This is a genomic window from Amycolatopsis sp. AA4 (assembly GCF_002796545.1).
Lineage (GTDB): Bacteria > Actinomycetota > Actinomycetes > Mycobacteriales > Pseudonocardiaceae > Amycolatopsis.
Genome location: NZ_CP024894.1, coordinates 7,932,431 through 7,956,441, shown reverse-complemented (window position 1 = coordinate 7,956,441; position 24,011 = coordinate 7,932,431). Strand labels below are relative to the sequence as shown.

Below are 24,011 nucleotides of genomic sequence, written 5' to 3'. Positions count from 1 at the left end.
GTCAGTACGCTCGCGCGATGCGGCTGATGTTCTCCTCCGGAGCCGGGTACAGCCATCTCGCGCCGATGCTTCCGCTCGCGCACGCAGCACAGGAAAGCGGGGACGAGGTCGCGTTCGTGACCGGTCCGGAAGCCGTGCGGTACCTGGAAAACACCGGCCTGCGCGCGGTGTCGGTGGGGCGGCCGAACGATCCCGCCGCGGCGGCGTCGACGTGGCAGCGGGCTCGCGAGGAGATGGCCGGGATGACCCCGGACGAGCGGCTCTCCCACCTGGTCGCCGAGTACCTGGTCGGGCTCGGCGCGGCCGCGCGGCTCGACGACATGGTCGAGTTCGTCCGCGAGTGGCGGCCGGATCTCGTCATCGCCAACCTCGCCGAACGCGCGGCCGTGCTGGCCGCGGGCTTGCTCGGCGTGCCGTACGCGATGCACGCGATCGGCCCGCCGAAGTCCGCCGCGACGATGGAGCGGGCCTGGGAGGTCGCGAACGGCCTGGTCCGCCAGCGAGGACTCGACGAGTTGCCGTCCCGCGACGCCGTGCCGTACCTGGACTTCTGGCCGGAGGGATTGCTCCCGGCTGACGTCGCGTGGGAGTACCCGACGCGCTGGCCGCTCCAGCCCGCTGGCGTAATGCCCACGCCCGGCCCGCGCCCGGCGGTTCTGGACGGACTGCCGTATGCCCGGACCGTCTACGTCACCCTCGGCACCACCCACAACGCGCGCCCCGGTGTGCTGGAAGCAATGGTGGCCGCGCTGCGCGACGAGCCGGTGAACGTCGTGGTGACGATCGGCAAGGACGGCGACGTCGGCCGGTTCGGCGAGCAACCGGACCACGTGCGGATCGAGCAGTTCGTGCCGCAGACGCAGGTGCTGCCCGCCGTCGACGCGGTGGTCTGTCACGGCGGTTCGGCGACCGTTCTCGGCGCGCTCGCGCACGGGGTCCCGCTCGTGGTTTTGCCGCTGGCGACTGATCATTTCGAAGTAGCCGCGCAGATTCAGGCCGCGGAAGCCGGGATCGCGGTCGACTCGAGCGACGGAATCCTCGACGCGGTCCAGACGGTGCTCGCCGACCCGGCCTACCGGGCGTCCGCGAAGTCGCTGGCCGCGCAGCTGGCCGAGCACCCCACCCCGGCGGCAGTGGCGGCCTGGTTGCGTGACCTGGAGGTCTCGATCCGATAACACCAGCTGGATTCTTCGTGAACTCGTGCAACGAAGACGCGGTCTTGGCGTCCTTGAGGGTGAAAGGCCTTGAATTCGTGAGTTTTGGCCGTGATGGTTGAACGACAGCCCGATGCGGGCTGGACAGCACTGCAGCACCCAGCTCCCTCCGGCATATGGGTCGGGGCCTGGTCCGGAGGGCGGGGAGCGCGGGTCGTCGGGGGATGATCCGTGCGCAGGCGAGGAGCCGGTGCGCCACGTCGGGGGTGGCGCCCGGCTCCTCGTCATTTTCCGGGTCGGTTCGGCCGGAACCGGCGCCGACACGGGGTCCGCGAGGAATGCCGCTCTTGTGGGGGACGCACGCACGAAGGCCACCCCCAGTAGGAGGTGGCCTTCGAAAAAACCCGTGCGGATTAACCCACTCGGGGGAAGATCAGCGGGCGCGGCGAGCGAGTCGCTCCGGGTCCAGGATCAGCACGCTCTTGCCCTCGAGCCGCAGCCAGCCGCGGTGGGCGAAGTCGGCGAGCGCCTTGTTGACGGTCTCGCGGGACGCGCCGACGTACTGGGCGATCTCTTCCTGCGTCAGGTCGTGCGTGACCCGCAGCAGGCCCGCCTCCTGGCTGCCGAAGCGCTGCGCCAGCTGCAGCAGCGCACGCGCCACGCGGCCGGGGACGTCGGTGAAGATCAGTTCCGCGACCATGTTGTTCGTGCGGCGCAGGCGGCGCGCGACGACGCGCAGCAGCTGCTCGGCGATCTCCGGGCGGGTGGCGATCCACTGCCGCAGCGCCGGGCGGTCCATGGTGACCGCGCGGACCTCGGTGACCGTCGTGGCGCCGGACGTGCGCGGGCCCGGGTCGAAGATGGACAGTTCGCCGAACATGTCGGACGGACCGGCGATCCACAGCAGGTTCTCGCGGCCGTCCGGGGACTTGCGGCCGATCTTCACCTTGCCGGACTGGATGATGTACAGCCGGTCGCCCGGCTCGCCCTCGTTGAAGATGACATGGCCGCGGGGGAACTCCACGGATTCCAAGGTCTGGGCCAGCGCCTCCGCCGCTGCCGGCTCCACACCCTGGAAAATGCCCGCACGGGCCAGGGTTTCGTCCACCTCGGGTGCCTCCTCGTCGAGAAACGATCACTTCCTTCGCAGGTCGAAGGCAGTGTCGCCGATCACTTTCGCGTCAGTCTAGGGCGTGTCGGGCGGATCGCTCGTCAGCTCGCCGCGCCCGGCGCGGCTGCCTGGAACGATCACGTCCGACTGAGCAGCCTAACTCCGCACCTTGCGCGCGCGTAGCCTGGCTGCCCGTCCGCCGAGCCGGCGCAGCCGGAACAGCTCGAGCGCGCGGCCGATCCCGTGTCCGTAAAGCGCCCTGACCTCGTTGGGCTGGGCCTGCTCCAGGAACTCCTCGACCTCGTTCTCCTGGACCGCGACGTGCTTGAGCCGGCTCTCGACCCGCTCCATGAACAACGCGAAGAACATGATCACCAGCGGGACCAAGATCACGAACCACACGGTCATGCCACAGCTCCGCTGTTTTCGGTGACGCACTCGGTCATGGATCTCCAGATCCTCGCTCAGGGCGGACGCACGGCCCGCAGAGGTGGTGCTCTGGCGGTTCGGCCGTCCACCGGCGGATGCTCCCGACCGGCTCGTCCGACTCGCCCGTAGGCTATCGGGGTGCCCCCTGTTGTCCCGAACGGGCCCCGCGCGGACCGCGAAGAAAGCCGGCTCGCTCTCGTGAGACGCGCGCGGCGGATGAAACGTTGCCTCGACGAGGTTTATCCGGACGCGAAGGCCGAACTGGACTTCACGAATCCGCTGGAACTGCTGGTCGCGGTGGTGTTGTCGGCGCAGACCACGGACGTGCGGGTGAATCTGGTCACGCCCGCGTTGTTCGCGAGGTACCGCACCGCGGCCGATTACGCCGGGGCCGACCGCGCCGAACTCGAGGAATACCTGCGCACGACCGGGTTTTTCCGGGCGAAGGCGAATTCGCTGATGGGTCTCGGCGCGGCGCTCGTGGAGCGCTACGGCGGCGAGGTGCCGAAGAAACTGGACGACCTCGTCACGCTGCCCGGCGTCGGCCGCAAGACCGCGAATGTCGTGCTCGGCAACGCTTTCGACGTGCCGGGAATCACAGTGGACACTCACTTCGGCCGCCTCGTGCGGCGCTGGGGCTGGACCGCGGAAGAGGATCCGGTCAAGGTCGAGCACGCGGTCGGCGAGCTGATCCCGCGGAAAGAGTGGACCATGCTGTCCCACCGCGTGATTTTCCACGGCCGCCGCGTGTGCCACGCGCGGAAACCCGCCTGCGGCGCGTGTCCGCTGCGCAAGGACTGCCCGTCGTTCGGCGCCGGGCCCACTGAGTTCGAAGTGGCCGCGAAGCTGGTCAAAGGCCCGGAGAAGGACCACATTCTCGAGCTGGCGGCGCGCGGGTGACTGCGGTCACCAAATGGGCGCTCGGGGTCGCGGTGCTGGCGGTGGCCGCGTTGGTCGCGGTCCTGACGCTGCGCGGCGGCGATGCGACGTCCGCGCCTCCCGCGTCCGGCGACCTCGCCGCGGCGCGAGCGGCGGCGAAGCTCCAGGCTTGCCCGCCCGCCGCGGCGAAGGCGGTCGGCCAGCTGTCCGGGATCGAGGCGGACTGCCTCGGCGACGGGTCCCGAGTGGACGTCGGCAAGGTCCTCGGCGGCGGTCCGGTGCTGGTCAACGTGTGGGCGTCGTGGTGCCAGCCGTGCCGCACCGAATTGCCGGTGCTGCAGCGGTACGCCGCTGAGCCGGGCGCGGTGCGCGTGGTCGGCGTGCAGGTCGCGAGCCCGGCCTCGGACGGGCTCGGCTTGTTCCAGCGACTCGGCGTGCACCTCCCGTCGCTGTATGACGGCGACGGCCAGACCGGTCCGATCCGCGCCGCGCTCAAGGTCCCCTCGTCGTTGCCCGCGTCGTACCTGGTCACCGCGGACGGCCAGGTCCGGTTCATCGCGAACCCGCGGTTGTTCGACAACACTGACCAGGTGCGCGCTGCTGTGAAGGACTACTCATGACCACCGGACCGCTCGTCGAACCCGAAGCCGTGCCGGAATGGCTGCGGCCGCTGGTGAAGGTGTCGGGAGAGGTCGACAGCCGCACCTTCACCCGGTTCAGCCCGCCGGAGGACCTGCTCACCCGCGCCGCCGCGGTGCTCATCCTGTTCGGCGAACGACCTGGTGGCGACGGTCCGGACGTCCTGTTGCAGCGGCGGGCGGACACGCTCGGCTCGCACGCCGGGCAGGTCTCGTTCCCCGGCGGCGGCGCGGAGGACGGCGACGACGGACCGGTCGGCACGGCGTTGCGCGAGGCTGAGGAGGAGACCGGCGTCGACCCGTCGGGGATCCTGCCGGTCGCGGTGCTGCCGGAGCTGTTCGTGCCGGTGTCGAGGTTCGCGGTGACGCCGGTGCTGGCGCATTGGCACACCCCGTCGCCGGTGCGCGCGGTGGACCCGGCCGAGACGGCGGCGGTCGCGCGGGTCGCGCTGGCGGACCTCGCGGACCCGGCGAACCGGTTCACCGTGCGCCGCGGCGACGCGTCGTGGCGGGGGCCGGCGTTCACCGTCGACGGCCTGTTCGTGTGGGGGTTCACCGCGGGTCTGCTGTCCGTGCTGCTGTCGCTCGGCGGCTGGGAACGGGAGTGGGACACCGGCGATGTGCGCGAGCTTGACGTAGCGTGGGCCGAACATCAGGGCCGGTTGGCGGCCCGGGACGGCACTATCGAGGAGTGACGGCGCGGTGAACTGGGTCGATGTCGTCGTCCTGCTGCTCGCGGTCATGGCCGCGGTTTCCGGCGCGTTCCAGGGCGTGATCGTCGCGCTGCCCGCGCTCGTGGGCGTCGCGCTGGGCGCGGTGGCCGGGGTGAAGCTGGCGCCGCTCGTGATCAGTCTCTTCGACAGCCCGGTCGCGAAGGTCGCCTTCGCGTTCGCGGTGGTCGTGTTCCTGATCGTGCTCGGCGAGACGCTCGGCGTGTGGGTCGGGCGGAAGCTGCGGCAGAAGATCAATCCGGACAAGCTTTCCGGCATCGACAAAACGCTCGGCGCGATCTTGCAGGCGGCCGCGGTGTTCGTGGTTGCCTGGCTGGTCGCGAATCCGTTGACGACCGTGTCGGCGATTCCTGGGTTGGCCAAGTCGATCAACTCGTCGGTGGTGCTGGGCGAGGTCAACGACCTGATGCCGGCGGAGGCGCAGGGGCTTCCCAGTGATCTGCGGAAGTTGCTTGACGCGTCTGGTTTTCCGTCTGCGTTGTCGCCGTTCGAGAAGGCTCCTTCGGCGGATACGCCGCCGCCGGATACTTCGTTGAATGTGTCTGCGGTGGCCAAGCGGGTGCATCCGAGTGTGGTGAAGATCCGGGGGAATGCGCCGTCTTGTTCTCGGGCGCTTGAGGGCAGTGGGTTTGTCGTTGCGCCGCAGCGGGTTATGACCAATGCGCATGTGGTGGCGGGGACTGAGGAGGTCGGGATCGAGTCGACCTCTGGGGATTACCGGGCTCGGGTCGTGTACTTCAATCCGGAGGTGGACATCGCGGTGCTGGCGGTGCCTGGGTTGCGGGCGCCGGTGTTGCCGTTCGCGGCGCAGACCGCCAAGGCTGGGGATAACGCGGTGGTGCTGGGGTATCCGTTGGATGGGCCGTATACGGCTACTCCGGCTCGGGTTCGGGGGCGGATCAATCTGCGCGGGCCGGATATTTACGACGCCAATACTGTGCAGCGGGATGTGTTCACCGTTCGGGGGACGGTGCGGAGCGGGAACTCCGGGGGGCCGATGATCACGCCTGACGGGGACGTTATCGGCGTGGTTTTCGGGGCTGCGGTGGAGGATCCGGAGACTGGGTTCACGTTGACCGCAGATCAGGTGCGCAGTGAGGTGGATGCGGCTTCTTCGCAGACTGAGCGGGTGGGGACTGGGGCTTGTGCTAATTGAGGGGGCGGCTCGTCGCCTGGCGGCGACATTGCCGGTTAGTGGTTGCGAGGGGCACCCCGAAGTTTCATTGTGCTGACGGTCTGGGGGTGCTTGTCAAGGCGGGAAAGATGCCTTGACAAGCACCCCCAGACCGCAGGGAGGCTTCGTATCGGGGTTGGGGGAGGGAGTGGGTGCCTCGATGGTTGGGTGGTTTGGCTGCGGTTTTTTGGCCTGCGGCCCTGTGTGGTGGGTTAGCTGATGAAGTCCACAACGGACTTTGTCACTCGGTTTGGGTCTTCCAGGTGGGGGAAGTGGCCGAGGGCTGGCCAGATTTTCGGTTCGCTGTGCGGGCCTGCCCAGTGGACTGACGCCAGCGCGGTTTCCGGGAGGATGCAGGTGTCGTCCGCGCCGTGTAGCTGGAGTACGGGGGCGTTGATGCGGGTGCCGACCGCGTCGGTGAAGCGTCTGCCTTCGCCGCGGAATTGGGCGCGGAAGGCCCAGCGGTAGTACTCCAGGGCGGAGTGGGCTACGCCGGGGACCAGCATGGCTTGGCGGAACGCGGGGACGGTCTCGGTGAAATCCGTGGAGGCTCGCCAGGTTTCGCCCGACCATTTGGTGAACAGCTCTTCCACCGCCGCCGCGTTGTCGCGGACCAGCCACTTTTCCGGGGCCATCGGGATCTGGAAGCGGAAGAGGTGGCCTACTGCGCGGATCTGGCTGCTGGGGCGCTTCACCGCGGACTTGAACGCCAGCGGGTGTGCGGCGCCGATCGCGGTCACCGACGACACCAGGCGCGGGTGCAGTGCCGCGACTGTCCACGCGAGCATGCCGCCCCAGGCGTGGCCCACCAAGTGTGCCCGGCGGGCGCCTAGGGCCTTGATCAGGCCGCCGACATCCCCCGCCAGCGTCCACGCGTCGTAGCCGCGCGGGGGCTTGTCCGAGTCGCCGTAGCCGCGCAGATCTACCGCTACCGCGCGGAAACCCGCGTCGGCCAGTGCGGGCAGCTGGTGCCGCCAGGTCCACCAGAAACCCGCGAACCCGTGCAGGAGCAGCACTAACGGGCCCTCGCCGCATTCGGCTACGTGCAGGCGGATGCCGTTGGCCGAGACGTCGCGATGCGTCCACGGCCCGTCGACCCGCACGCTCGACGGGTCCGGCGTCAGCTCCACCACCGCGCGCGGGCTGGCGTCAGCCCTGCGTCGAGGGCAGGTCGGCGTCCTCGGCCGGCTTGCGCTTGAACGCCTCGGCCGTCTCCTTGACGCTGGTGATGGTGCGTTCCGGCGCGCGCAGCTTCTTCACCTTGCGCCAGCCGAGGAACGCCGTCGCGGCCGTGGTGACCAGCATCAGGCCGAACACCGTCGCGAACGCGGGCCAGCGGATGCCCCACCAGTCCGACAGGCCCTCGGCGATCAGCAGGAACAGGAAGAAGGTGCTGTACAGAAAGACGGTGAGGGCGATCAGGAAGAAGACCGTCCCCTTGAGCGCCTTCTTCGCTTCCTGCGCCAGCTCGGCTTTCGCCAGCTCGATTTCGGCGCGGACCAGCGTCGACAGGTGCTGGGTGGCGTCGCCGACGAGCTTGCCGATGGACTGCTCGCTCGCCGCGGCTTCCTCGTCGCTGGACAGGGGCAGGTACGGCACGGCCCCCACGCCGTCGGGGCTGGTGCGCTCGTGTTTGGGGCTGCTCACTGGGTCATCGTGCCACGTCACTGTATGCGAGGCGCGACGGACCGGCGGGAGTGTCGGGATCAAGCCGCCTTCGCGTGTACGCGGCTGCGCCGCAAGAGCAGCAAAGCGGCCGTCAGCGAGGCGATCGCCGAGGCGATCAAGACCGCCGCCTTGGCCACTTCAGCCGCTTCGCCGGGCAGCGCGAGTTCGGCGATCAGCAGGCTGACGGTGAACCCCACGCCGCCGAGCACGGACAGCGCGGCCACGTCTCGCCAGCTCATTCCGCTGGGCTTTTCCGCCACGTGCAGCTTCACCGCCAGCAGGCTCGCGCCGAAGATCCCGACGAACTTCCCGACGACCAGTCCGATGAGGACAGCCAGTGGCAACGCGGTGGTGAAAACCGTCGACAGCGCGTCGCCGTTCACCGAAATCCCCGCGGCGAACAAGGCGAACACCGGCACCGCCACCGCCGCTGACCACGGCTGCAACCGGTGTTCGAGCCGGACCGCGGGCGCTTCCTCCTCGCCCTCGTCCTCGCGGACCCGGGTAAGGAGCCCGAGGGCGACGCCGGCGATCGTCGCGTGGATGCCCGCCGAGTGCACCGCGACCCAGGTGATCAGCGCGATCGGCACGTACAGCCACGGCGTGCGGACGCGTTTGTGCTGCAGGAAGGCGTACAGGCCGAGCGCGACCAGCGCGACCGCCGCCGCGATCAGGTTGAAACTGCTGGTGAAGAGGATCGCGATGACGAGAATCGCGCCAAGGTCGTCCACCACGGCAAGGGAAAGCAGGAACACTCGCGCGCTGCTGGGCAGGTTCGACGCGGTCAGCGCGAGCACGCCGAGCGCGAACGCGATGTCCGTGGCCACCGGGATCGCCCACGCCCGGTCGACGCCCGGCGCGCCCCAGGCGACCGCGAGCGCGAGCACCGCGGGCACGACCATCCCGCCGATCGCGGCGATCACCGGCAGCACCGCCTGCCGCCACCGGGACAGCTCGCCGACCACCAGTTCTCGTTTGAGTTCAAGCCCGGCGACGAAGAAGAACAGCGCGAGCAGGCCGTCCTTCGCCCAGTCTCCGAGCGAGAGGTTGAGGTGCAGGAATTCCGGGCCGAGCCGGAAGTCGCGCAGCGCCTCGTAAGCCGGGGCGAGCGGAGAGTTGGCCCAGATCAGCGCTACCGCGGTGGCGGCGAGCAGGATCAGCCCGCCGGTGGTCTCCGTGCGGAGGAAACGGGCGAATTCGGCGACGGCGCGGGCTGGGGTCACGAAAAACTCCTTGTGGGGACGGCGGCTTTCCCGCCGACCAGACTTCCCGGCACACCGATGTCCAGTTTACCGTCCGCAGTCGCCGATTACCGGCCGTTGTGACGAACGGCAACCTCGCGCCTGCCCGAAGACGCTCGCATCCGGTGCGCCAGCGCGCAACCGCAGGTCAGCCTGCCGGTTGGAGCAAGTTGTCTAGTCCATACCGACGCCGGTTTTTCGTTCACCTGTTCGCCTTCTAGCATGCGAGGAGAGAACGACAACGCTGTTGCATACAGGGACGAGGCAGTTGTGAGCACCCCGATCGACGCCCAGGCCGACACCAGATTCTTCGGGCACCCGCGGGGGTTGGCGAACCTCTTCGGCGTGGAGATGTGGGAGCGCTTCTCCTTCTACGGGATGCAGGGCATCCTCGCCATCTACCTCTATCACTCGGTCGCGGCAGGCGGGCTCGGCCAGCCGGAGGCCGCGGCGACCAGCATCGTGGGCGCGTACGGCGGTCTGGTCTATTTGTCGACAATCGTCGCGGCCTGGGTCGCTGACCGGCTGCTCGGCTCTGAACGCACGCTGTTCTTCAGCGCCTTGCTGGTGATGGCGGGGCACATCGCGCTCGCGGTCGTGCCGGGACTGGCCGGGGTGGGCATCGGCCTGGTCTGCGTGGCCCTCGGCAGCGGCGGGATCAAAGGCAACGCCACCGCGCTGGTCGGCACGCTTTACGCGGAGAAGGACCCGCGCCGGGACGGCGGCTTTTCGCTGTTCTACATGGGCATCAATCTCGGTGCGCTGGTCGGCCCGCTGATCACCGGGTGGGTGCAGCAAGAGATCGGTTTCCACCTCGGGTTCGGGGTCGCGGCGCTCGGCATGGCGATCGGGCTCGTCCAGTACAGCCTCGGCAGGCGCAATCTCCCGGACGCGGCGCGGACGGTTCCGAACCCGCTCCCCGCCGGGCAGCGAGGCGGTGCTGTCGGCGTCGGCCTGGCGGTCGTGGCCGTCGTGTTCGTCGCGGTGCTGCTGGGCTGGGTCACCGCGGGCAACCTCGCCACCGTCACCGCGCTGGTGATCACCGCGGGCTCGATCGTGCTTTTCGCGATCTTGCTCACCAGCCGCAAGGTCACCCGGATCGAGCGGCGCCGGGTGGTGTCGTTCATTCCGATGTTCGTGGCCAGTGTCGTCTTCTGGTCGCTGTACCAGCAGCAGTTCACGGTGGTCGCGATCTACGCGGACAAGCGGCTCGATCGCGACCTGTTCGGCTGGACGATGCCGGTGTCCTGGGTGAACACGATCAACCCGGTCTTCATCGTCGTGTTCGCCGGCGTCTTCGCCGCGCTCTGGACCCGGCTCGGCGACCGGCAGCCGGCGACGCCGATCAAATTCGCCCTCGGCACCGGGCTGATGGGCGTCGCCTTCCTGCTGTTCCTGCCGACCGCCGACAGCGCGACGCGGACTCCGCTGCTGATGCTGGTGCTGATCCTGTTCGTCTTCACCCTCGCGGAGCTGAATCTGTCCCCGGTCGGGCTTTCGCTGTCGACGAAACTGGCTCCCGAGGCGTATCCGGCTCAGATGGTCGCGTTGTTCTTCCTTTCGGTCGCCCTCGGCAGCGCGCTGTCGGGTGCGCTGGCCGGGTACTACTCGCTGGACAACGAGACTCCGTACTTCGGCATTCTCGGCGGTATCGCGGTGCTGGTGGGCTTGCTGATCGCGGCCGCGTCGCCGATGATCCGCAAGCTGATGTCCGGCGTGCGCTGAACGTCAAGCGCCGGTCGCCTCGTCGAGCCTGCTGATCACCCACGCGGTAAGGCTCTGCCCGGCGGCTTGGGCGGCTTCCTCCCACCGTCGTTTGCGCTGCGGAGGAGCGTCGATGCGCAACGACACCGGCCGTGCCCCGCCGGTGCGGCCGCGCAGCTGGTCCCGCAAAGTGTTGCGGGACCAGCCGTGTTGTTCCGCGGCGAGAAGCCACCTGGTCTGCTGCTCCGCGGGCAGCCGGGCGACTTCGGCGTGATGTTGGAAACTCAGGCCCCGGCGCCGCCGGGACAGGTGGACATGGCGGGAAACCCACGCGTAGTTGCGCAGCGTCTGGTAGTCCAGCGAATGTTCGGACATGCTGAGCCGGTAGCGATCCTTGTACCGGTCTTGGCCGTAGACGAGCCAATCGCCGATCCACCATGCGGCCGCGGTGCCCAGCTGAGTCATGTGCGAGCCGAGCCGGCACCAGGAGGGCAGGCTGAGCTCCGCTTCGAAACGCAGCCCGACCGGACTGGCCGTCACGGCGAGCCCGGGCAGCGCGACGCCGAATGCGGTCCGGGAACCGTTGCCGTTGCCGTCCAGTGTTGCGGTGTCTTGTACCACGGTCGTTCCTTTCCTTGAGGTCACTGGGCATCCGTGGTGTGCAAGGCGGGGTAATCGGTGTATCCGGCGGCGCCGCCGCCGTAGAAAGTGCCGCGATCCGGTTCGTTGAACGGGCCGCCTGCCCGGAGACGGGCAGGCAGGTCGGGGTTGGCCAGGAACAGCCTCCCGAAGGACAGGACGTCGGCGAGCCCGTCGTCGATCAACGGCAGGTCCGCCGGGCCCGCCGGGATCGCGCCGTTGCCGTAGTTCTCGTGCGGGTTCAGCACGAACGGACCCGGCCAGCGTTCGCGCAGCCGCCAGGTGAGGTCCCGTCGTCCGGTTTCGAAGACGCTCAGCCCGCCGAGAGCGGTGGGCAGGGCGGCGAGCAGGGCGTCGTAGAGGGCAAGGGAATCGCCTTCGACAATGTCCGTGCCGACCTTCGCGGGCGTGAGGTGCAGCAGAACCCGGTGCGGCGGGACGACTGAGCAGACCGCCTCGACGACTTCCACGACGAAGCGCAACCGTGCCGACAGGGAACCGCCGTAGCCGTCGGTCCGGAGATTGGTGTTCTCGGCGAGGAACTCGTGGAGGAGATATCCGTTGCCCGCGTGCAACGTCACCCCGTCGAATCCCGCGTCGAGCGCCAGGCCCGCCGCGGTCGCGAAGTCGCGCACGGTCTGGTCGATCTCAGCGACCGTCAGCGCGCGGGGGCACGGGTGCGGCTGGCGGCCGCGATGCGTGTAGATCTCGCCGGGAGCCGGCACCGCCGACGGCGCCACCGGTTGAAGCCCCTGCGGATTGTTCTCCGGATGACCGACCCGGCCGGAATGCATGAGCTGAGCGAAGAAGAGGGTGTCCCGGGCTTGGACCGGGGCGGTCACCGGCAGCCATGCTTGGGCTTGTTCCGCGGTGTACATGCCAGGCGTGTCGGGTTCGCCTTGCCCATGCGGGTTGGGGTGCATGCCCTCGGAGACCATCAGTCCAGCGCTCGCGCGCTGGGTGTAGTACTCGACTGCCCCCGGCCCCGGCGTCTGGCCCGCGCCGTAGGCCCGGCTGCGGGTCATCGGAGCCATCGCGATGCGGTTCTTCAAGATCGAGCCGAACAATTCGGCGGGCTCGAAGGCGGAGCGCACCCTGTTCCCCTCCTCGGATCGATGTCGATCACCAGCCTTGGCCGGGAGCCGCTGGGAGGGCAACTGCCAGTACGAGTGGTATGCCCCGCGTGAGCGGGTAGGTGCGGCCGGATCTGTCGCTGGTTACGTTGGCGGGGAACGGTTTTGGTCCTGAGGAAGGGAAAAGACGTGGGCGTGCCAGCGATCGCACCGTACGCGATGCCCGCTGCGGAGGACGTGCCGGAGAACATCGCCCAGTGGCGGTTCGACCCAGGCCGGGCGGTCTTGCTCGTGCACGATATGCAGCGCTATTTTCTGTCGCCGTTCACCGAGGGAGCCGCACCGCGCACCGAACTGGTGCGCAACTGCGCGGCGCTGCGCGGCCGCTGTGCGGAACTCGGCGTCCCCGTCGTGTACACCGCGCAGCCAGGCGGGATGTCGGAATCGGAACGCGGGCTGCTCAAAGACTTCTGGGGGCCGGGCATGACGGTGGAACCGGCGGACCGCGAAGTCGTCGACGAGCTCGCCCCCGCACCGGGCGACGTGGTGTTCACCAAGTGGCGTTACAGCGCCTTTCACCGCACCGGGTTGCTCGAGTTGCTGCGCGACCTCGACCGCGATCAGCTGGTGATCTGCGGGGTGTACGCGCACGTCGGCTGCCTGATGACCGCGTGCGAGGCTTTTTCCCACGACGTCCAGCCTTTCCTGGTCGCGGACGCCGTCGCCGATTTCTCCTCCGAATACCATCGGATGGCTCTGCGCTACGCGGCCGAGCGGTGTGCCGCGACCCCGACCACCGCCGCGCTGTTGTCGCATGTGGACAGTCAGATGGTCACCGCGGGTTCTGGTGGATGAGCCGGGTCAGGTCCACCCGCGACCGGATCCCCAGCTTCCGGTAAATGCTCCGGAGGTGGTAGTTGACGGTGTGCGTGGAGATCATCGCGTCCCTGGCGACCTGCCGGTTGGTCAGGCCGGAGCCGACGAGCTTGGCGATGTGCCGCTCCGCGCTGGTCAGCCGGCTCCATCGGGCGGACGATTCCTGCCCGGCCTCGTCGTCGGATTCCCGGTTTTCGGCGGTTGATTCGCCGAGCAGCGCTTCGGCTTCGGCCCGCAGCGGCGCGAACACGCTCGGCGCGACGGAATCGGCGACGCCCTGCCACACCAGCCGTCCGGGGAAGCTCAGCCGTTCTCCGGATTCGACGAGCAGGCCCGCGGCCAGCGCCTCGTCTGCGCACAGCAGCAGGTTTCCGGGAGCTTCCCGGAGCAGTTTCGCCGCGTCGGCCAGGAGGAAAGCACGGCCGAGCCCCGCACCGACCTGGACGAGCTTGCGGGTCGGAGGGGTGAGGCTGCGGACCTTGTGGACCAACGTGGTCCGCAGCCGTTCCGGTGGCACCGTTCCGCGCAGCCGCGCGATTCCGTCCGCGGTTTCGATCCCGTCCTCGGCACGCAGGCCGGTCACCAGGTCGACCAGGAGCCGAGGGTTGCCGCCGAGTTCGGCGGCCGCTTGGCGCAGCGGTTCATCCGGGCGGGCGCCGAGCAAATCGCCCAGCATGGCGTCGAACGAAGCGGCGTCGAGCGGGTTCAACCTGATCGGGTGCACCAGGGTGCTGGCGGTGGTGAGCAATCGGTTCAGTTCGGTGCCGCCCATGCCCGGAACTCGCGCCAGGACGAGGCAGAGCGGGCGAGCGGAAAGCAAACCGGGCAACCAGGAGAGCCGCCGGACGGCTTCCGGTGCGGCCAGTTGAGCGTCGTCGGCGAGCACGAGCAGCGGTTGGCCGCTCGGCTGCCGCGTGCACCAGGAATGGGCCGCGCCGGATGACTGCGTGGTGTCGAACAGGGAAACACCACTGGGTGCCAGGCGAAAACCGAATTCCTCGCCCAGGTCGCGGGTCTTCTTCAGGAGAATGCTTTTCCCGATTCCGGGAGCGCCCTCCAATAAAATGATTCTCCCGGTGTTCGATCTGATGTGGATAAGCAGGTCTCTTATTCGACTGCGGACTTCGTCGCGGCCGCGCACCACCACGTTCTCGAACATCTTACCGCCCGTAGCCCCTCCGGAATCAGTTCGTTGATCATGCCATCGGAGGCTTCTCCGTTGCGGTGATGTGGCTCAGGCCACCGAATATTCATGCGAACAGCGGCGGCCGATCGGGTGATGTCCCGCCGCGGCGGGACATCACCCGGGACTCAGTGCTCGATCAATTCGGGCCGGCTCTTCGCGGGAGCCGAATCTGCCAGGCGGTCGGCCATCGCGGCCGCGACTGGCTCCACCGCTTGTGCGATTTCCCGCGTTCCGGGCGTGTTCATCTGCTCAGTCAGCAGCATTCCCGGCCGACTGACGAAGAATTCGCACTCGGGATGCTGTGCGGCCGCCCACTGGGTGAGCCCTTCGACCGCGTGTTTGGCGGCGACGTAGTGCGGCCAGTCCGCGGGCGGTTCGGCGACCGCGGACGAGGACACGACCAGGCAGCGGCCGGACGTTTTCGCCAGCGAGGGCAGCAATCCGGCCAGCGGCGCGCTCGCCAGGGCGAAAGCGTCGGCGACGAAATTCTGGACGCGCGGCAGGCTCGCGGAGTCCAAGCGCAGCGGGCGGATCGGCGGCGCGGCACTGCAGACCAGCAGATCCAGCTCATCGCCGGCGAGTCGCCTGACCTGGTCGGCCCAGGCCGGGTCTGCCGCGTCGCCGGGGCACGACACGACCTCTCCACCGAGTTCCGCGCCTTTCACGGCCAGTTCGGACAGGTCGCCGCTCCGATGGCCGACAAGCACCCGGGCGCCTTGGCTGGCAAGCGCGAGCACCAGTGCCGCGCCGAGGCCGCGGCTTCCGCCCGCGATGGCCGCGGTGCACCCGTACAGCCGGTCGGAACAGGGCAGGAGGGCGACGAGCCGGTCGCTGTCCGGTCCCGGCACCGGGCGGCGGACCATCGTCTCCAGGGTCGCTTCGGCCACGACCGCCGCCCCGTCGTCGAGTTCGGCCTCGACGGTGAGCAGACCGAAACGGGGATCGAAGTCCCGGACCTCCGCGCGGTACCGCAGCGCGGGCCGGCCGCCGGCCGGGCGCAGCCTCAGCGAAATGGTGTTGAGCAGGCAGTCGCGGCCCGGAAGTTCCATGCCCGCGACAAAACTGCACCACAGGAGCCCGGTCAACGCGGTTCGCCCGAGCAGCCGGGCCGCTCCCGGCCACCGCGCGACGAGCGCGTCCAGCTCGCTGCCCGGGCCGTATTGGCCGCTGACCGCGAGCCCCCGGGCGAATTCCTCCGGTGCGAAGGAACGCGGATGGCTGCGCGGACGGCGTGGCGCCGCGACCGCGGTGCCGCCGGGGCCGTGGGTCAGCCGGACGGTCAGGCAGGTCTCCGCTCCCTCGGCGACGGTGACCTTTGTCCGGCCGTCCGGATCGTGGGAAATATTGGTGCTGTAGGGAAAGCCGGCATGCGTCGGCCGCGTGAACTCGAGGTCGACGCCCGAGATCTCGCCCGGCGGCCCCGGAACCTCGTCGAGAGCCGCGACGGCGGTGAGCACGCCGTGCGCGACTGGTTGCCCGAAAGGCGTCCGACGAGCGTATTCGGCATCGACATGCAAGGGATTGCGATCTCCGCTCGCGTCGGCGAACAGGGTGAGGTCGGCGGGGGCAAGCAGCATTTAGGTACTCCATTCGAGGGGCGGCCGCGCTATGGGAACAAACGCGACCGGTTGACAGTGCTGTCGAAAAATGGCACGAGAACGGTGATTCGTTAGTTGGTTGTCCTCGCCGTGAATGGTGCGGTAGCCTCCGAAAGTCCGCAATAGTGCGGAAGTTCGCTCTGTGTTCGAGTTTTCTCTCCCATGCGTGCGCGCCGGGGCGCAATAAGCCAAGCAATAACTTCTTTGGGGTGATCTCATGGAGAAGCACCGGAATTCCGCGCTGGCCGTGAACTCGGCCGGGCGGCCCGACCGGGTCGAAGAGACAGTTTTGACGGCGTTGCGAGACGTGCTGGACGTGGCCGAAGTGGCTCCAGAGAACCGGTTCGCCGTGCTGGGCGGCGATTCGTTGCGCGCGGTGCGCGTGCTTTCCCGGCTGTGGCGCGAGCTGGGCGTCGAGCTTCCGGTGCACGCGTTGCGGCCCGGCACCACGGTCGGGGAGTTCGTCGGCGCGGTCCGCGAGCACGTCGAGGCGAGGCCCGCATGAACGGCGCCGGGAAACCGGGGATCGCGCTTGCCGGAACCTTCACCCTCGATGCCGTGACCGGCCCGATGGCGGCGCTGCTCGCGGAGCGGGAAGGCGGACGGCCGCTCGCGGTCGCGCCGTACGGCCAGGTGCTGGAAGCACTGCACGATCCCGCGAGCCCGTTACGCGGCCACAACGGCGTCAACGTTCTTCTCCTGCGGCCCGAAGACTTCTTTCGCGGCGGGGGATTCGCCGCCGGGCGAGACCGGGCTGACGCCATGCTCGCGGAACTCGTCGAGATGCTCGGACGGCTCCCGGACCTGGCGGCGGCCACTTGGTTCGTGGCGGTGCTGCCGGCTTCTCCCGCCGTGTGCGCCCGGCCGGAAACCCGCCAGTGGGTCCGGGAGGCAGGCGCTCGCCTCGTCGCCGCGGCCGAAGCCGTGCCCGCGGTGTACCCGGTTGCCGTCGACGAACTCGGAACTCGTTACGGCGTAACAGAAGTGCACGACGAGTACGCCGACCGCATCGGACACTTGCCGTATACCGACGAGTACTGTGCCGCTCTCGGCACTCAGCTCGTGCGGCTCGCCGCGAGCGTATGGGCCAAGCCGAAGAAGGTCGTCGTGCTCGACTGCGACAACACCTTGTGGGCCGGGGTCTGCGGCGAGGACGGAGCTCTCGGCGTGCGGGTCACCGCGGCCCACCGGCGGTTGCAGGAGTTCATGCTCGACCAGCGCGCCCGCGGAAAGCTGCTCTGCCTGTGCAGCAGAAACAACGAGGCAGACGTCAAGGAAGTCTTCGAGCGCAATCCGGGCATGGTGCTGGGCTGGCAGCACGTCTCCGCGCACCGGATCGGGTGGAACCCGAAAGCGCATTCTCTGCGCGAGCTCGCCGAAGAACTGGACCTGTCGCCGAGCTCGTTCGTCTTCGTCGACGACGACGTCGTGGAGTGCGCGTCGGTACGGGCTCAGCTGCCGGACGTCACCGTGCTGGAACTGTCGCGCGACCCCGCGGAGATCGACAGTCAGCTCGACCACGCCTGGGCTTTCGACCAGCTGGTGGTGACCGAGGAGGACCGGTTGCGCGCCGACTGGTACTCCACCCGCGGCGACCGGGTCGCGCTGCGCGATGCCAGTGCCGACTATCAGGACTTCCTCGACAGGTGCGAGATCGAGGTCGGCTTCACCGAGCTGACCGAGGACATGCTCGACCGGGCCGCTCAGCTGACCGCGCGCACCACGCAGTTCAACCTGGCCGGTGTCGTCTACTCGGTCGGAGAGCTGCGCGCGTTGCTGGCCAGCGGGTCTCGAGGCTGGACGGTGCGAGTCGCGGACCGGTTCGGCGACTACGGCACGGTCGGCCTGGTGGTCGCCGAAACCAAGGGCGACGCCCTCGAACTCCCGGTGTTCTTGCTCAGCTGCCGGGTCCTCAACCGCCGCGTCGAGCAGGAAGTGCTGCGGTTCGCGGCGGACCAAGCCGCCCGGTCGGGGCTTTCGGCACTCCGCTTGCCGGTGCGGCCGACCGCGCGCAACGCGCCGGCCAGGTTGTTCGTCGAGCAGGCGGCGGGCGTCGTCCTCGGCGAGGACGACGAGCCGGTGACCGTGACGGTCCCGGTGCGCGAATGGCTGCGCCAGCCCGCTTGAGCCGGAGCACATCCATCCGAGGGAGGAAATCGCATGTCTAGCGATCTGGGGAACATGCGAGCGGTGGCGTTGCCGGTCACCGACGCCCAGCGCGAACTGCTCGCGGTCGATCGATTCGTCCCGGTGCCCCATCTCTACAACGTCGTGGTGGAGGCGGAGGTGGATCCGGGGTGCGAACCGGCGGATCTCGCCGAGGCTTTCGCCGCGGTGCTGGCGGTGCAACCGGCATTGCGCTCCGGGCTGCCGGAACGGCCGGACGACGGTGCGCTGCTAGTGGCTTCGGACGTGGGCAGTTCCGGGGTGCTCCGGGACTGGTCGGCTCCGGCGGCGGAGTTCGAGCTCTGCCGGGCCGCCGCGCTCGAAGAAGTCGGCGCCACGGCTTTCGCGCTCGACCGGCCGCCTCTTGTCCGCGCGGTGCACCTGCGTGCCGATGACCGGTCGCGCGCCGTGCTCGTACTCGCGGTGCACCATTCGGTCTTCGACGGCTACTCGGTGGGCGTGCTTCGGACCGAGCTGAATCTGGCCCTGCAGGGAAAACTGGAAGTCGAGGACCTGGTTCCGCAACGGGAAGCGGCCTTTGCCGGAGAACTCGCCGAGCAGGTCGCGGCGGCGGCCGCGCCGGAAGCGGACGCCGCGGCGGCCGCGCTGGCCGATCGGCTCCGGGGAGTGTCCCCGACCGTGCTGTATCCGCTTCCGGGCCGTCCGGCCGAGACGCTTTTCGCCGGCGCTCGTCGGGAAATCCCGCTCACTCCAGCGGAATCGTCCGGAATCGACCAGGTCTGCCGCGAGCTCGAGATCAGCCCGTTCACCCTGTTCGCCGCACTGCACTCGGCGACGCTGGCCCGGCACACCGGCGAGGACGCCGTCGTTTTCGGGACGAGCGTGATGACCCGCAGGACCGGTGCGTCCTTCGACCTGTGCGGGTTCTTCGTGAACACCGTGCCGGTGGCCGTGCGGGTGGACTGGGACCAGTCCTTCGCCGGCTTCGTCGCCGACGCCGTGGCACCCGAGGCGGCGCGGGCGCGCCGGAACGCGGCCGTGCCGCTGAGCCGGGTCGCCGCCCATCTGAAGCCCGAACGCCGGGGCAATCGGAACCCGGTCTTCACCACGCTGCTGACGATGCAAGAACCGGCGGACGACGGGGGAGCGGGCGCGCCGGTTCGTTCGATGCGCCAGCACGGCAACGACACCGCGAAGTTCGATTTGCTGCTGTGGGCGAAGCCGACCCGGCAAGGGTGGCTGCTGGAGGTCGAGCACGACCGGCGGCTGGTGCCGGATCCCGTGGTCTCCGGTTACCTGGACTCCCTTCGGTCGGCCATCGCCGCCGTAGGCCGGGAGCGCGGCGGCGTCCCGGTGCGCGAGCTGTTCGGCAACGGTTCCGCGGTGCGCGAGCTTCCGGGCAACGTCGTGGAATATTGCGATTTCGCGCGACGAGTGCTCGAGGTCGCCGACGCCTGCCCGGACGCGGTCGCGGTGGAGGAACGGCGGACCCGGCTCGCCTACGGCGAACTCGCGAAACGCGTCCGGGAAGCGACCGGCGGCTTGGCCGAACGCGGCGTGGGCCCGGGCGACATCGTCGGCGTGACCACCGGAGACCTCGTGCACAGCGTGGTCGCGGTACTGGCGATTCTTTCGTGCCAAGCCGTTTATCTGCCGCTGGAAACGGACCTTCCCCGCGAACGGCTGGCAGCCATGGTCGAGCAGGCTGGTTGCGAGACGGTGGTCGGCGAAGGCGAATTTCCCGGGGCTCGCGTTTATCCCATCGAAGAACTCCGCGGCCCCGCGACAGAACCCGCTTCCGGCGGAGACGGCGCGTGCGGCGTCTACACGATGTTCACCTCAGGCTCGACGGGACGGCCTAAGGGCGTCTTGATGGCCAACGCGCCGTTGGCGAACCTCGCCGCATGGCAGCAGAGCGCGCTGGACATGTCTCCTCGGACGAGATTCCTGCAGTACGCGCCGCTCGGCTTCGACGTTTCTTTCCAAGAGATCTTTCCTGCCTTGCTGGCGGGCGGGACCGTCGTTTCGCGACGACCGGTCGACCGGCAGGACCTGCCCGCGTTGGTGCGCCGGGCGGCGCTGGCCGAGGTGACTCACGTCTATCTCCCCGCCGCCGCGCTCGGCGCCTTCGCCAGAGCCGCGCAGGCGGCAGGAGAACTGTTGCCCGCGGCCCGGTTTCTCTGCGTGGCGGGCGAGCAGTTGGTGGCAGACGAATCGGTGCAGCGGTTCTTCGCCGAGCGGCCGCACATCGTGCTCGTGAACATGTACGGCCCGACCGAAACCCACGTCGCCACCGCGGCCTTCTTCCGGGCCGCGGACCAGCCGTGGCGGGTGCACGCCCCGATCGGCCGTCCGCTCCCCGGCGTGGTCGCCCGGATCGTCGACGCGGCCGGGCGGTCGGCTCCTCCCGGCGTGCCCGGCGAACTTCGGCTCGGCGGGATCGCGCCGGCGTTGGGCTACGTCCGCGATCCGCGGCTCTCCGCCGAACGATTCGTCGACGGCGAATACCGCACCGGCGATCAGGTGCTGGCCGACGCGGGGGGCGAACTGGTTTACCTCGGCCGGGGCGACGGCCAGGTGAAGATCCGCGGCTACCGGGTCGAACTGGGAGAGGTGGAGGCCGCGGCGAACGGGATCGCCGGAGTGAAGCGCGCGGTCGCCGCGGTCGCGCCGGGGCAGCGGCTGATGCTGTTTTTCGTGCCTGAGGGCGACCCGGAGCCGGACGCGGTGCGTGCGGCCCTTTCCCGGCGGCTGCCCGGATACATGGTCCCCGTCCGGGTTTTCCCGGTCAGCTCGATCCCGACTGGATTCACCGGGAAGCTCGACCGGGAAGCGTTGGTGCGCAAGGCGGCCGAGGCGGTGGGAGACGAGTCGCCGTCCGCGGCCGGAGTGCCGTCGAATGCGCTGGAGGCGCAGCTGCGACGGTGGTGGGAGGAGGCGCTTGGCGCGCCGGTTCCTCTTGACGGGTCGCTGCTCGACCACGGTGCGCACTCGCTGAATGTGGTGGTCGTGCTCAGCCGGATCGAAGCCGAGCACGGGGTCGAAGTGCCGGTGCTGGATTTCTTCCGGGAGCCGACTGTGCGCGCGCTGGCCGGGCTTGTCGAGGCCGGGCGAGGTGCCGCGTGAGCCGCGCGGTGCTCGTCCCGGAGCTGCGGAAGCTCGCTTCCGGACGGACCGGCCGCCAGCTCGTCGTGCTTCCTCCCGCGGGCGGTGGTTTCCTGCCCTACCTGGGGTTGGCGGCCACGCTTGCCGAGCACGGCGACGTGCACGCGGTGCGGGCGACGGGCCTCGCCGCGGGCGAAGAGCCCGACACTGACGTACCGGCGATGGTATCCCGCTGCCTGGCCGCGATCCGCGGTCTGCCGGCCGCACCGGCGGTGCTGACCGGATGGTCGCTCGGCGGAGTGCTGGCCTGGCACGTCGCGGCTCATCTCGCCGCGCACGAAGGACACCGGCCCGCGGTCGTGCTGCTCGACAGCTTCGCCCGGCTGTCACCGGACGCGGACCTCGCCGCGTTCACTCAATCCATTGTGGACGGATGGCCTGCCTCGCTGCCGGAGGCGGACCGGAACCGTCTGCGCCGTACCGCGACCGCGCACGTACGGGCCGCGGCCGGACATCAGGTGAGCGTTCCGTACGCCGGGCCCGTCCTGTTGCTGGCTTGCGGCGACGGTCCGGTGCCGCGGCAGCGCGCGGACTGGGAACGGCTTTCGAGCCGGCTGCGCACGGAGGTGGTCGACGGCGGCCACTTCGGTTTGCTTGCGGAGGAACGTTTGCCTGCCGTCGCTGGTCACGTCGACGGTTTCCTGCACGACGTACTGGGGAAGGAGGGGAGCCCGTGAGCGACCAGGAGACGTTCTCGCGGGAGTTCGCGACCGACGGGGAACCGTTCGCTCTGCTGTACCGGCCGGGTGCGACCGGGACCGGGACACTGGAGCTGTTCCGCGGGCCGATGGCCGAGCTGTCGAGTCTTTCGGACCTGGCGGCGGAAACGCCGGAACGTCCTCGCACCGGCCCGGCGACGTTGGTGCTGGTGCCGTTCCGGCAGGTCGTCGAACGGGGATACGCCTGCCAAGACGACCACGCGCCGTTGCTGGCGATGCGGATCCGCACGGCGACGACCATCAGCCTGACCGACTTCCTCGCCGCGGTACCGGACAGCGAGGTGCGCTTCGACGCGGCCGGTTTCGACCTGGCCGACGACGATTACGCACGCATCGTCGCGAAAGTGCTCGCCGAGGAAATCGGCTCCGGGGCTGGGGCCAACTTCGTGATCAAACGGTCTTTCTCGGCCCGGGTGCGGAATTGCTCCGTGGCCACCGAGCTGACTCTGTTTCGCCGATTGCTGCTGGGCGAGGACGGCGCGCACTGGACCTTCCTCGTGCACACGGGCGGACGTACGTTCGTCGGGGCGAGTCCGGAGCGGCACGTCGGCCTGTCGGCGGGCATCGCCACGATGAATCCGATCAGCGGCACTCTGCGCTATGGCGCGACCGGGCCTTCTGTCGAGCAGGCACTCAGTTTCCTAGACGACCGCAAAGAGGTCGAGGAGCTGTACATGGTTGTCGACGAGGAACTGAAGATGATGGCGGGGGTCTGTGCCGAAGGCGTCGAGATCGACGGGCCTTGCCTTCGGCAGATGCGGCATCTGGCACACACCGAGTACTTCGTCCGCGGCCGGACGGCCCAGCCTCCGCACGAGATCCTGCGCCGGACTCTTCTCGCCCCCACGGTGACCGGCAGCCCGGTGGAAAGCGCGTGCCAGGTCCTGAAGCGACACGAACCCGCGGGCCGCGGCTACTACAGCGGGGTGGCCGCGCTGATCGGCCACGACGCCGAGGGCAGGCCCGAGATGGACTCCGCGATTCTCATCCGCACGGCCGAACTGGCGCCGGACGGTTCTCTCGCGTTCGGAGTCGGGGCGACCTTGGTCCGCCATTCCGACCCGGACAGCGAAGTGGCCGAGACCCACGCGAAAGCGGCTGGTCTGCTCTCCGCGCTGCGGGGCGAGCAACGCTCGGCCAGCGGAACGGCAGGCCTCGATCTGAGCCGTCATCCCGACATCCGGCGCGGCCTCGCCGCTCGCAACAGCGGGCTGGCCCGGTTCTGGCTGCGCGACCGGGCGGGCGTCGATTGGCAGGCCCCCGAACTGACCGGGCTACGGGCACTGGTCGTGGACAACGAAGACACTTTCACCGCGATGCTCGCCCACCAGTTGCGTGCGCTCGGCCTCGTCGTTTCCGTCGTGCCCTGGCGTTCTCGGCCCTCGCACGAGGAGTTCGACGTGGTGGTGCCCGGTCCTGGCCCGGGCGATCCCAACGACAGCGGTCAGCCGAAGATCGCCGCCCTCGGCGCCTTGATCGAGCAATTGCTCGCTGACCGCCGCGCATTCGTCGCGGTGTGTCTGTCCCACCAGGTGCTCTGCAGACTGCTGGGACTCGACGTGGTTCGTCGTCCCGAGCCCAATCAAGGGGTGCGGCACCGCATCGATCTGTTCGGCGAGAACGTGGATGTCGGCTTCTACAACACGTTCGCCGCCCGGTCCGACAGCGAGAGCCTGTTCAGCGCGTACTCCACGGAGCCGGTGCGGCTGAGCCGGGACGAGCCGACCGGCGAGGTGCACGCGGTGAGCGGCTCCGGATTCACGTCAGTCCAGTTCCATCCGGAATCGCTGCTCACCGAGCACGGCCCGCACTTGCTGCGGAATCTCGTCAGCACGGCGTTGTGGCCGGGAGTGCGCACCGTCGGCCGCCTTCGTTCCGTTCCGACCGCAAAGGATTGAT

General features: G+C 69.2%; 21 protein-coding genes. 12 read left to right on the top strand and 9 right to left on the bottom strand.

Going from position 1 to position 24,011, the window contains the following annotated elements:
• Positions 1-17: 17 nt before the first annotated feature.
• Complete coding sequence (locus CU254_RS36770) at positions 18-1,175, top strand: glycosyltransferase (protein WP_037716033.1); 1,158 nt, start codon at positions 18-20, stop codon at positions 1,173-1,175.
• A gap of 412 nt (positions 1,176-1,587) precedes the next feature.
• Here the strand turns inward: CU254_RS36770 and CU254_RS36765 are convergent, their stop codons facing one another.
• Both CU254_RS36765 and CU254_RS36760 read right to left on the bottom strand, forming a co-directional pair.
• Positions 1,588-2,262: a Crp/Fnr family transcriptional regulator gene (locus CU254_RS36765; RefSeq protein WP_009084463.1), complete on the bottom strand. Its 675-nt coding sequence runs from the start codon at positions 2,260-2,262 to the stop codon at positions 1,588-1,590.
• A 159-nt stretch (positions 2,263-2,421) separates the two neighbouring features.
• Complete coding sequence (locus CU254_RS36760) at positions 2,422-2,673, bottom strand: hypothetical protein (protein ID WP_037369289.1); 252 nt, start codon at positions 2,671-2,673, stop codon at positions 2,422-2,424.
• Between the two features lie 237 nt (positions 2,674-2,910).
• Here CU254_RS36760 and nth point away from each other — a divergent pair, with 237 nt between their 5' ends.
• From nth to CU254_RS36740, 4 genes are read left to right on the top strand one after another with little or no spacing between them, the layout of a single operon-like run.
• Positions 2,911-3,594 (top strand): endonuclease III, encoded by a 684-nt coding sequence (gene nth, locus CU254_RS36755; RefSeq protein WP_037716030.1) that lies wholly within the window; start codon positions 2,911-2,913, stop codon positions 3,592-3,594.
• Positions 3,591-4,193 carry a TlpA disulfide reductase family protein gene (locus tag CU254_RS36750; RefSeq protein WP_009084458.1) on the top strand — a complete coding sequence of 201 codons (603 nt, stop codon included), beginning with the start codon at positions 3,591-3,593 and terminating at the stop codon, positions 4,191-4,193. The genes nth and CU254_RS36750 overlap by 4 nt, the downstream gene beginning before the upstream one ends.
• Positions 4,190-4,906, top strand: a complete 717-nt coding sequence (locus CU254_RS36745; protein ID WP_009084456.1) for a CoA pyrophosphatase — start codon at positions 4,190-4,192, stop codon at positions 4,904-4,906. Before CU254_RS36750 ends, CU254_RS36745 begins: the two co-directional genes overlap by 4 nt.
• A gap of 7 nt (positions 4,907-4,913) precedes the next feature.
• On the top strand, positions 4,914-6,098 hold the full coding sequence (locus CU254_RS36740; protein WP_009084455.1) for a MarP family serine protease: 1,185 nt from the start codon (positions 4,914-4,916) through the stop codon (positions 6,096-6,098).
• Positions 6,099-6,328: 230 nt separating this feature from the next.
• Here CU254_RS36740 and CU254_RS36735 read toward each other — a convergent pair whose 3' ends face one another.
• From CU254_RS36735 to nhaA, 3 genes are read right to left on the bottom strand one after another with little or no spacing between them, the layout of a single operon-like run.
• Positions 6,329-7,246 carry an alpha/beta fold hydrolase gene (locus tag CU254_RS36735; protein ID WP_037718576.1) on the bottom strand — a complete coding sequence of 306 codons (918 nt, stop codon included), beginning with the start codon at positions 7,244-7,246 and terminating at the stop codon, positions 6,329-6,331.
• 19 nt (positions 7,247-7,265) lie between these two features.
• Positions 7,266-7,763 carry a phage holin family protein gene (locus tag CU254_RS36730; RefSeq protein WP_037716028.1) on the bottom strand — a complete coding sequence of 166 codons (498 nt, stop codon included), beginning with the start codon at positions 7,761-7,763 and terminating at the stop codon, positions 7,266-7,268.
• Between the two features lie 59 nt (positions 7,764-7,822).
• The gene (nhaA, locus tag CU254_RS36725) at positions 7,823-9,007 is read right to left on the bottom strand and encodes a Na+/H+ antiporter NhaA (protein WP_037716026.1); all 1,185 of its coding nucleotides are present in this window, start codon (positions 9,005-9,007) and stop codon (positions 7,823-7,825) included.
• A gap of 288 nt (positions 9,008-9,295) precedes the next feature.
• On the opposite strand from nhaA, the gene CU254_RS36720 reads away from it, so the two are divergent.
• Entirely contained in the window at positions 9,296-10,750 is a 1,455-nt protein-coding gene (locus tag CU254_RS36720) for a peptide MFS transporter (protein ID WP_037716024.1), read from the top strand.
• A gap of 3 nt (positions 10,751-10,753) precedes the next feature.
• On the opposite strand, the gene CU254_RS36715 is transcribed toward CU254_RS36720, so the two are convergent.
• Together CU254_RS36715 and CU254_RS36710 are read right to left on the bottom strand one after the other, a co-directional pair.
• Entirely contained in the window at positions 10,754-11,350 is a 597-nt protein-coding gene (locus CU254_RS36715) for an LmbU family transcriptional regulator (RefSeq protein WP_199786084.1), read from the bottom strand.
• 20 nt (positions 11,351-11,370) lie between these two features.
• On the bottom strand, positions 11,371-12,462 hold the full coding sequence (locus tag CU254_RS36710; RefSeq protein ID WP_037716022.1) for a 12-oxophytodienoate reductase: 1,092 nt from the start codon (positions 12,460-12,462) through the stop codon (positions 11,371-11,373).
• 174 nt (positions 12,463-12,636) lie between these two features.
• On the opposite strand from CU254_RS36710, the gene CU254_RS36705 reads away from it, so the two are divergent.
• Positions 12,637-13,296 carry an isochorismatase family protein gene (locus CU254_RS36705; RefSeq protein ID WP_369871067.1) on the top strand — a complete coding sequence of 220 codons (660 nt, stop codon included), beginning with the start codon at positions 12,637-12,639 and terminating at the stop codon, positions 13,294-13,296.
• On the opposite strand, the gene CU254_RS44485 is transcribed toward CU254_RS36705, so the two are convergent.
• Together CU254_RS44485 and CU254_RS36695 are read right to left on the bottom strand one after the other, a co-directional pair.
• A complete protein-coding gene (locus CU254_RS44485; protein WP_009084441.1) occupies positions 13,274-14,476 on the bottom strand; it encodes a LuxR C-terminal-related transcriptional regulator in 1,203 nt (400 codons plus the stop codon). The genes CU254_RS36705 and CU254_RS44485 overlap by 23 nt on opposite strands.
• 152 nt (positions 14,477-14,628) lie before the next feature.
• On the bottom strand, positions 14,629-16,080 hold the full coding sequence (locus CU254_RS36695) for an SDR family NAD(P)-dependent oxidoreductase (RefSeq protein WP_009084440.1): 1,452 nt from the start codon (positions 16,078-16,080) through the stop codon (positions 14,629-14,631).
• A 238-nt stretch (positions 16,081-16,318) separates the two neighbouring features.
• Here CU254_RS36695 and CU254_RS36690 point away from each other — a divergent pair, with 238 nt between their 5' ends.
• Genes CU254_RS36690 through CU254_RS36670 form a run of 5 tightly spaced genes read left to right on the top strand, consistent with a single transcriptional unit; the run spans position 16,319 to position 24,010 of the window.
• A complete protein-coding gene (locus tag CU254_RS36690; RefSeq protein WP_037716015.1) occupies positions 16,319-16,606 on the top strand; it encodes an acyl carrier protein in 288 nt (95 codons plus the stop codon).
• Positions 16,603-18,228: an HAD family hydrolase gene (locus tag CU254_RS36685; protein WP_050788362.1), complete on the top strand. Its 1,626-nt coding sequence runs from the start codon at positions 16,603-16,605 to the stop codon at positions 18,226-18,228. Before CU254_RS36690 ends, CU254_RS36685 begins: the two co-directional genes overlap by 4 nt.
• Positions 18,229-18,261: 33 nt before the next feature.
• Positions 18,262-21,354 carry an AMP-binding protein gene (locus CU254_RS36680; RefSeq protein ID WP_009084435.1) on the top strand — a complete coding sequence of 1,031 codons (3,093 nt, stop codon included), beginning with the start codon at positions 18,262-18,264 and terminating at the stop codon, positions 21,352-21,354.
• Positions 21,351-22,070: a thioesterase domain-containing protein gene (locus CU254_RS36675; RefSeq protein WP_009084433.1), complete on the top strand. Its 720-nt coding sequence runs from the start codon at positions 21,351-21,353 to the stop codon at positions 22,068-22,070. The genes CU254_RS36680 and CU254_RS36675 overlap by 4 nt, the downstream gene beginning before the upstream one ends.
• Entirely contained in the window at positions 22,067-24,010 is a 1,944-nt protein-coding gene (locus tag CU254_RS36670) for a phenazine-specific anthranilate synthase component I (RefSeq protein WP_009084431.1), read from the top strand. Before CU254_RS36675 ends, CU254_RS36670 begins: the two co-directional genes overlap by 4 nt.
• The last annotated feature ends 1 nt before the right edge of the window (position 24,011 follow it).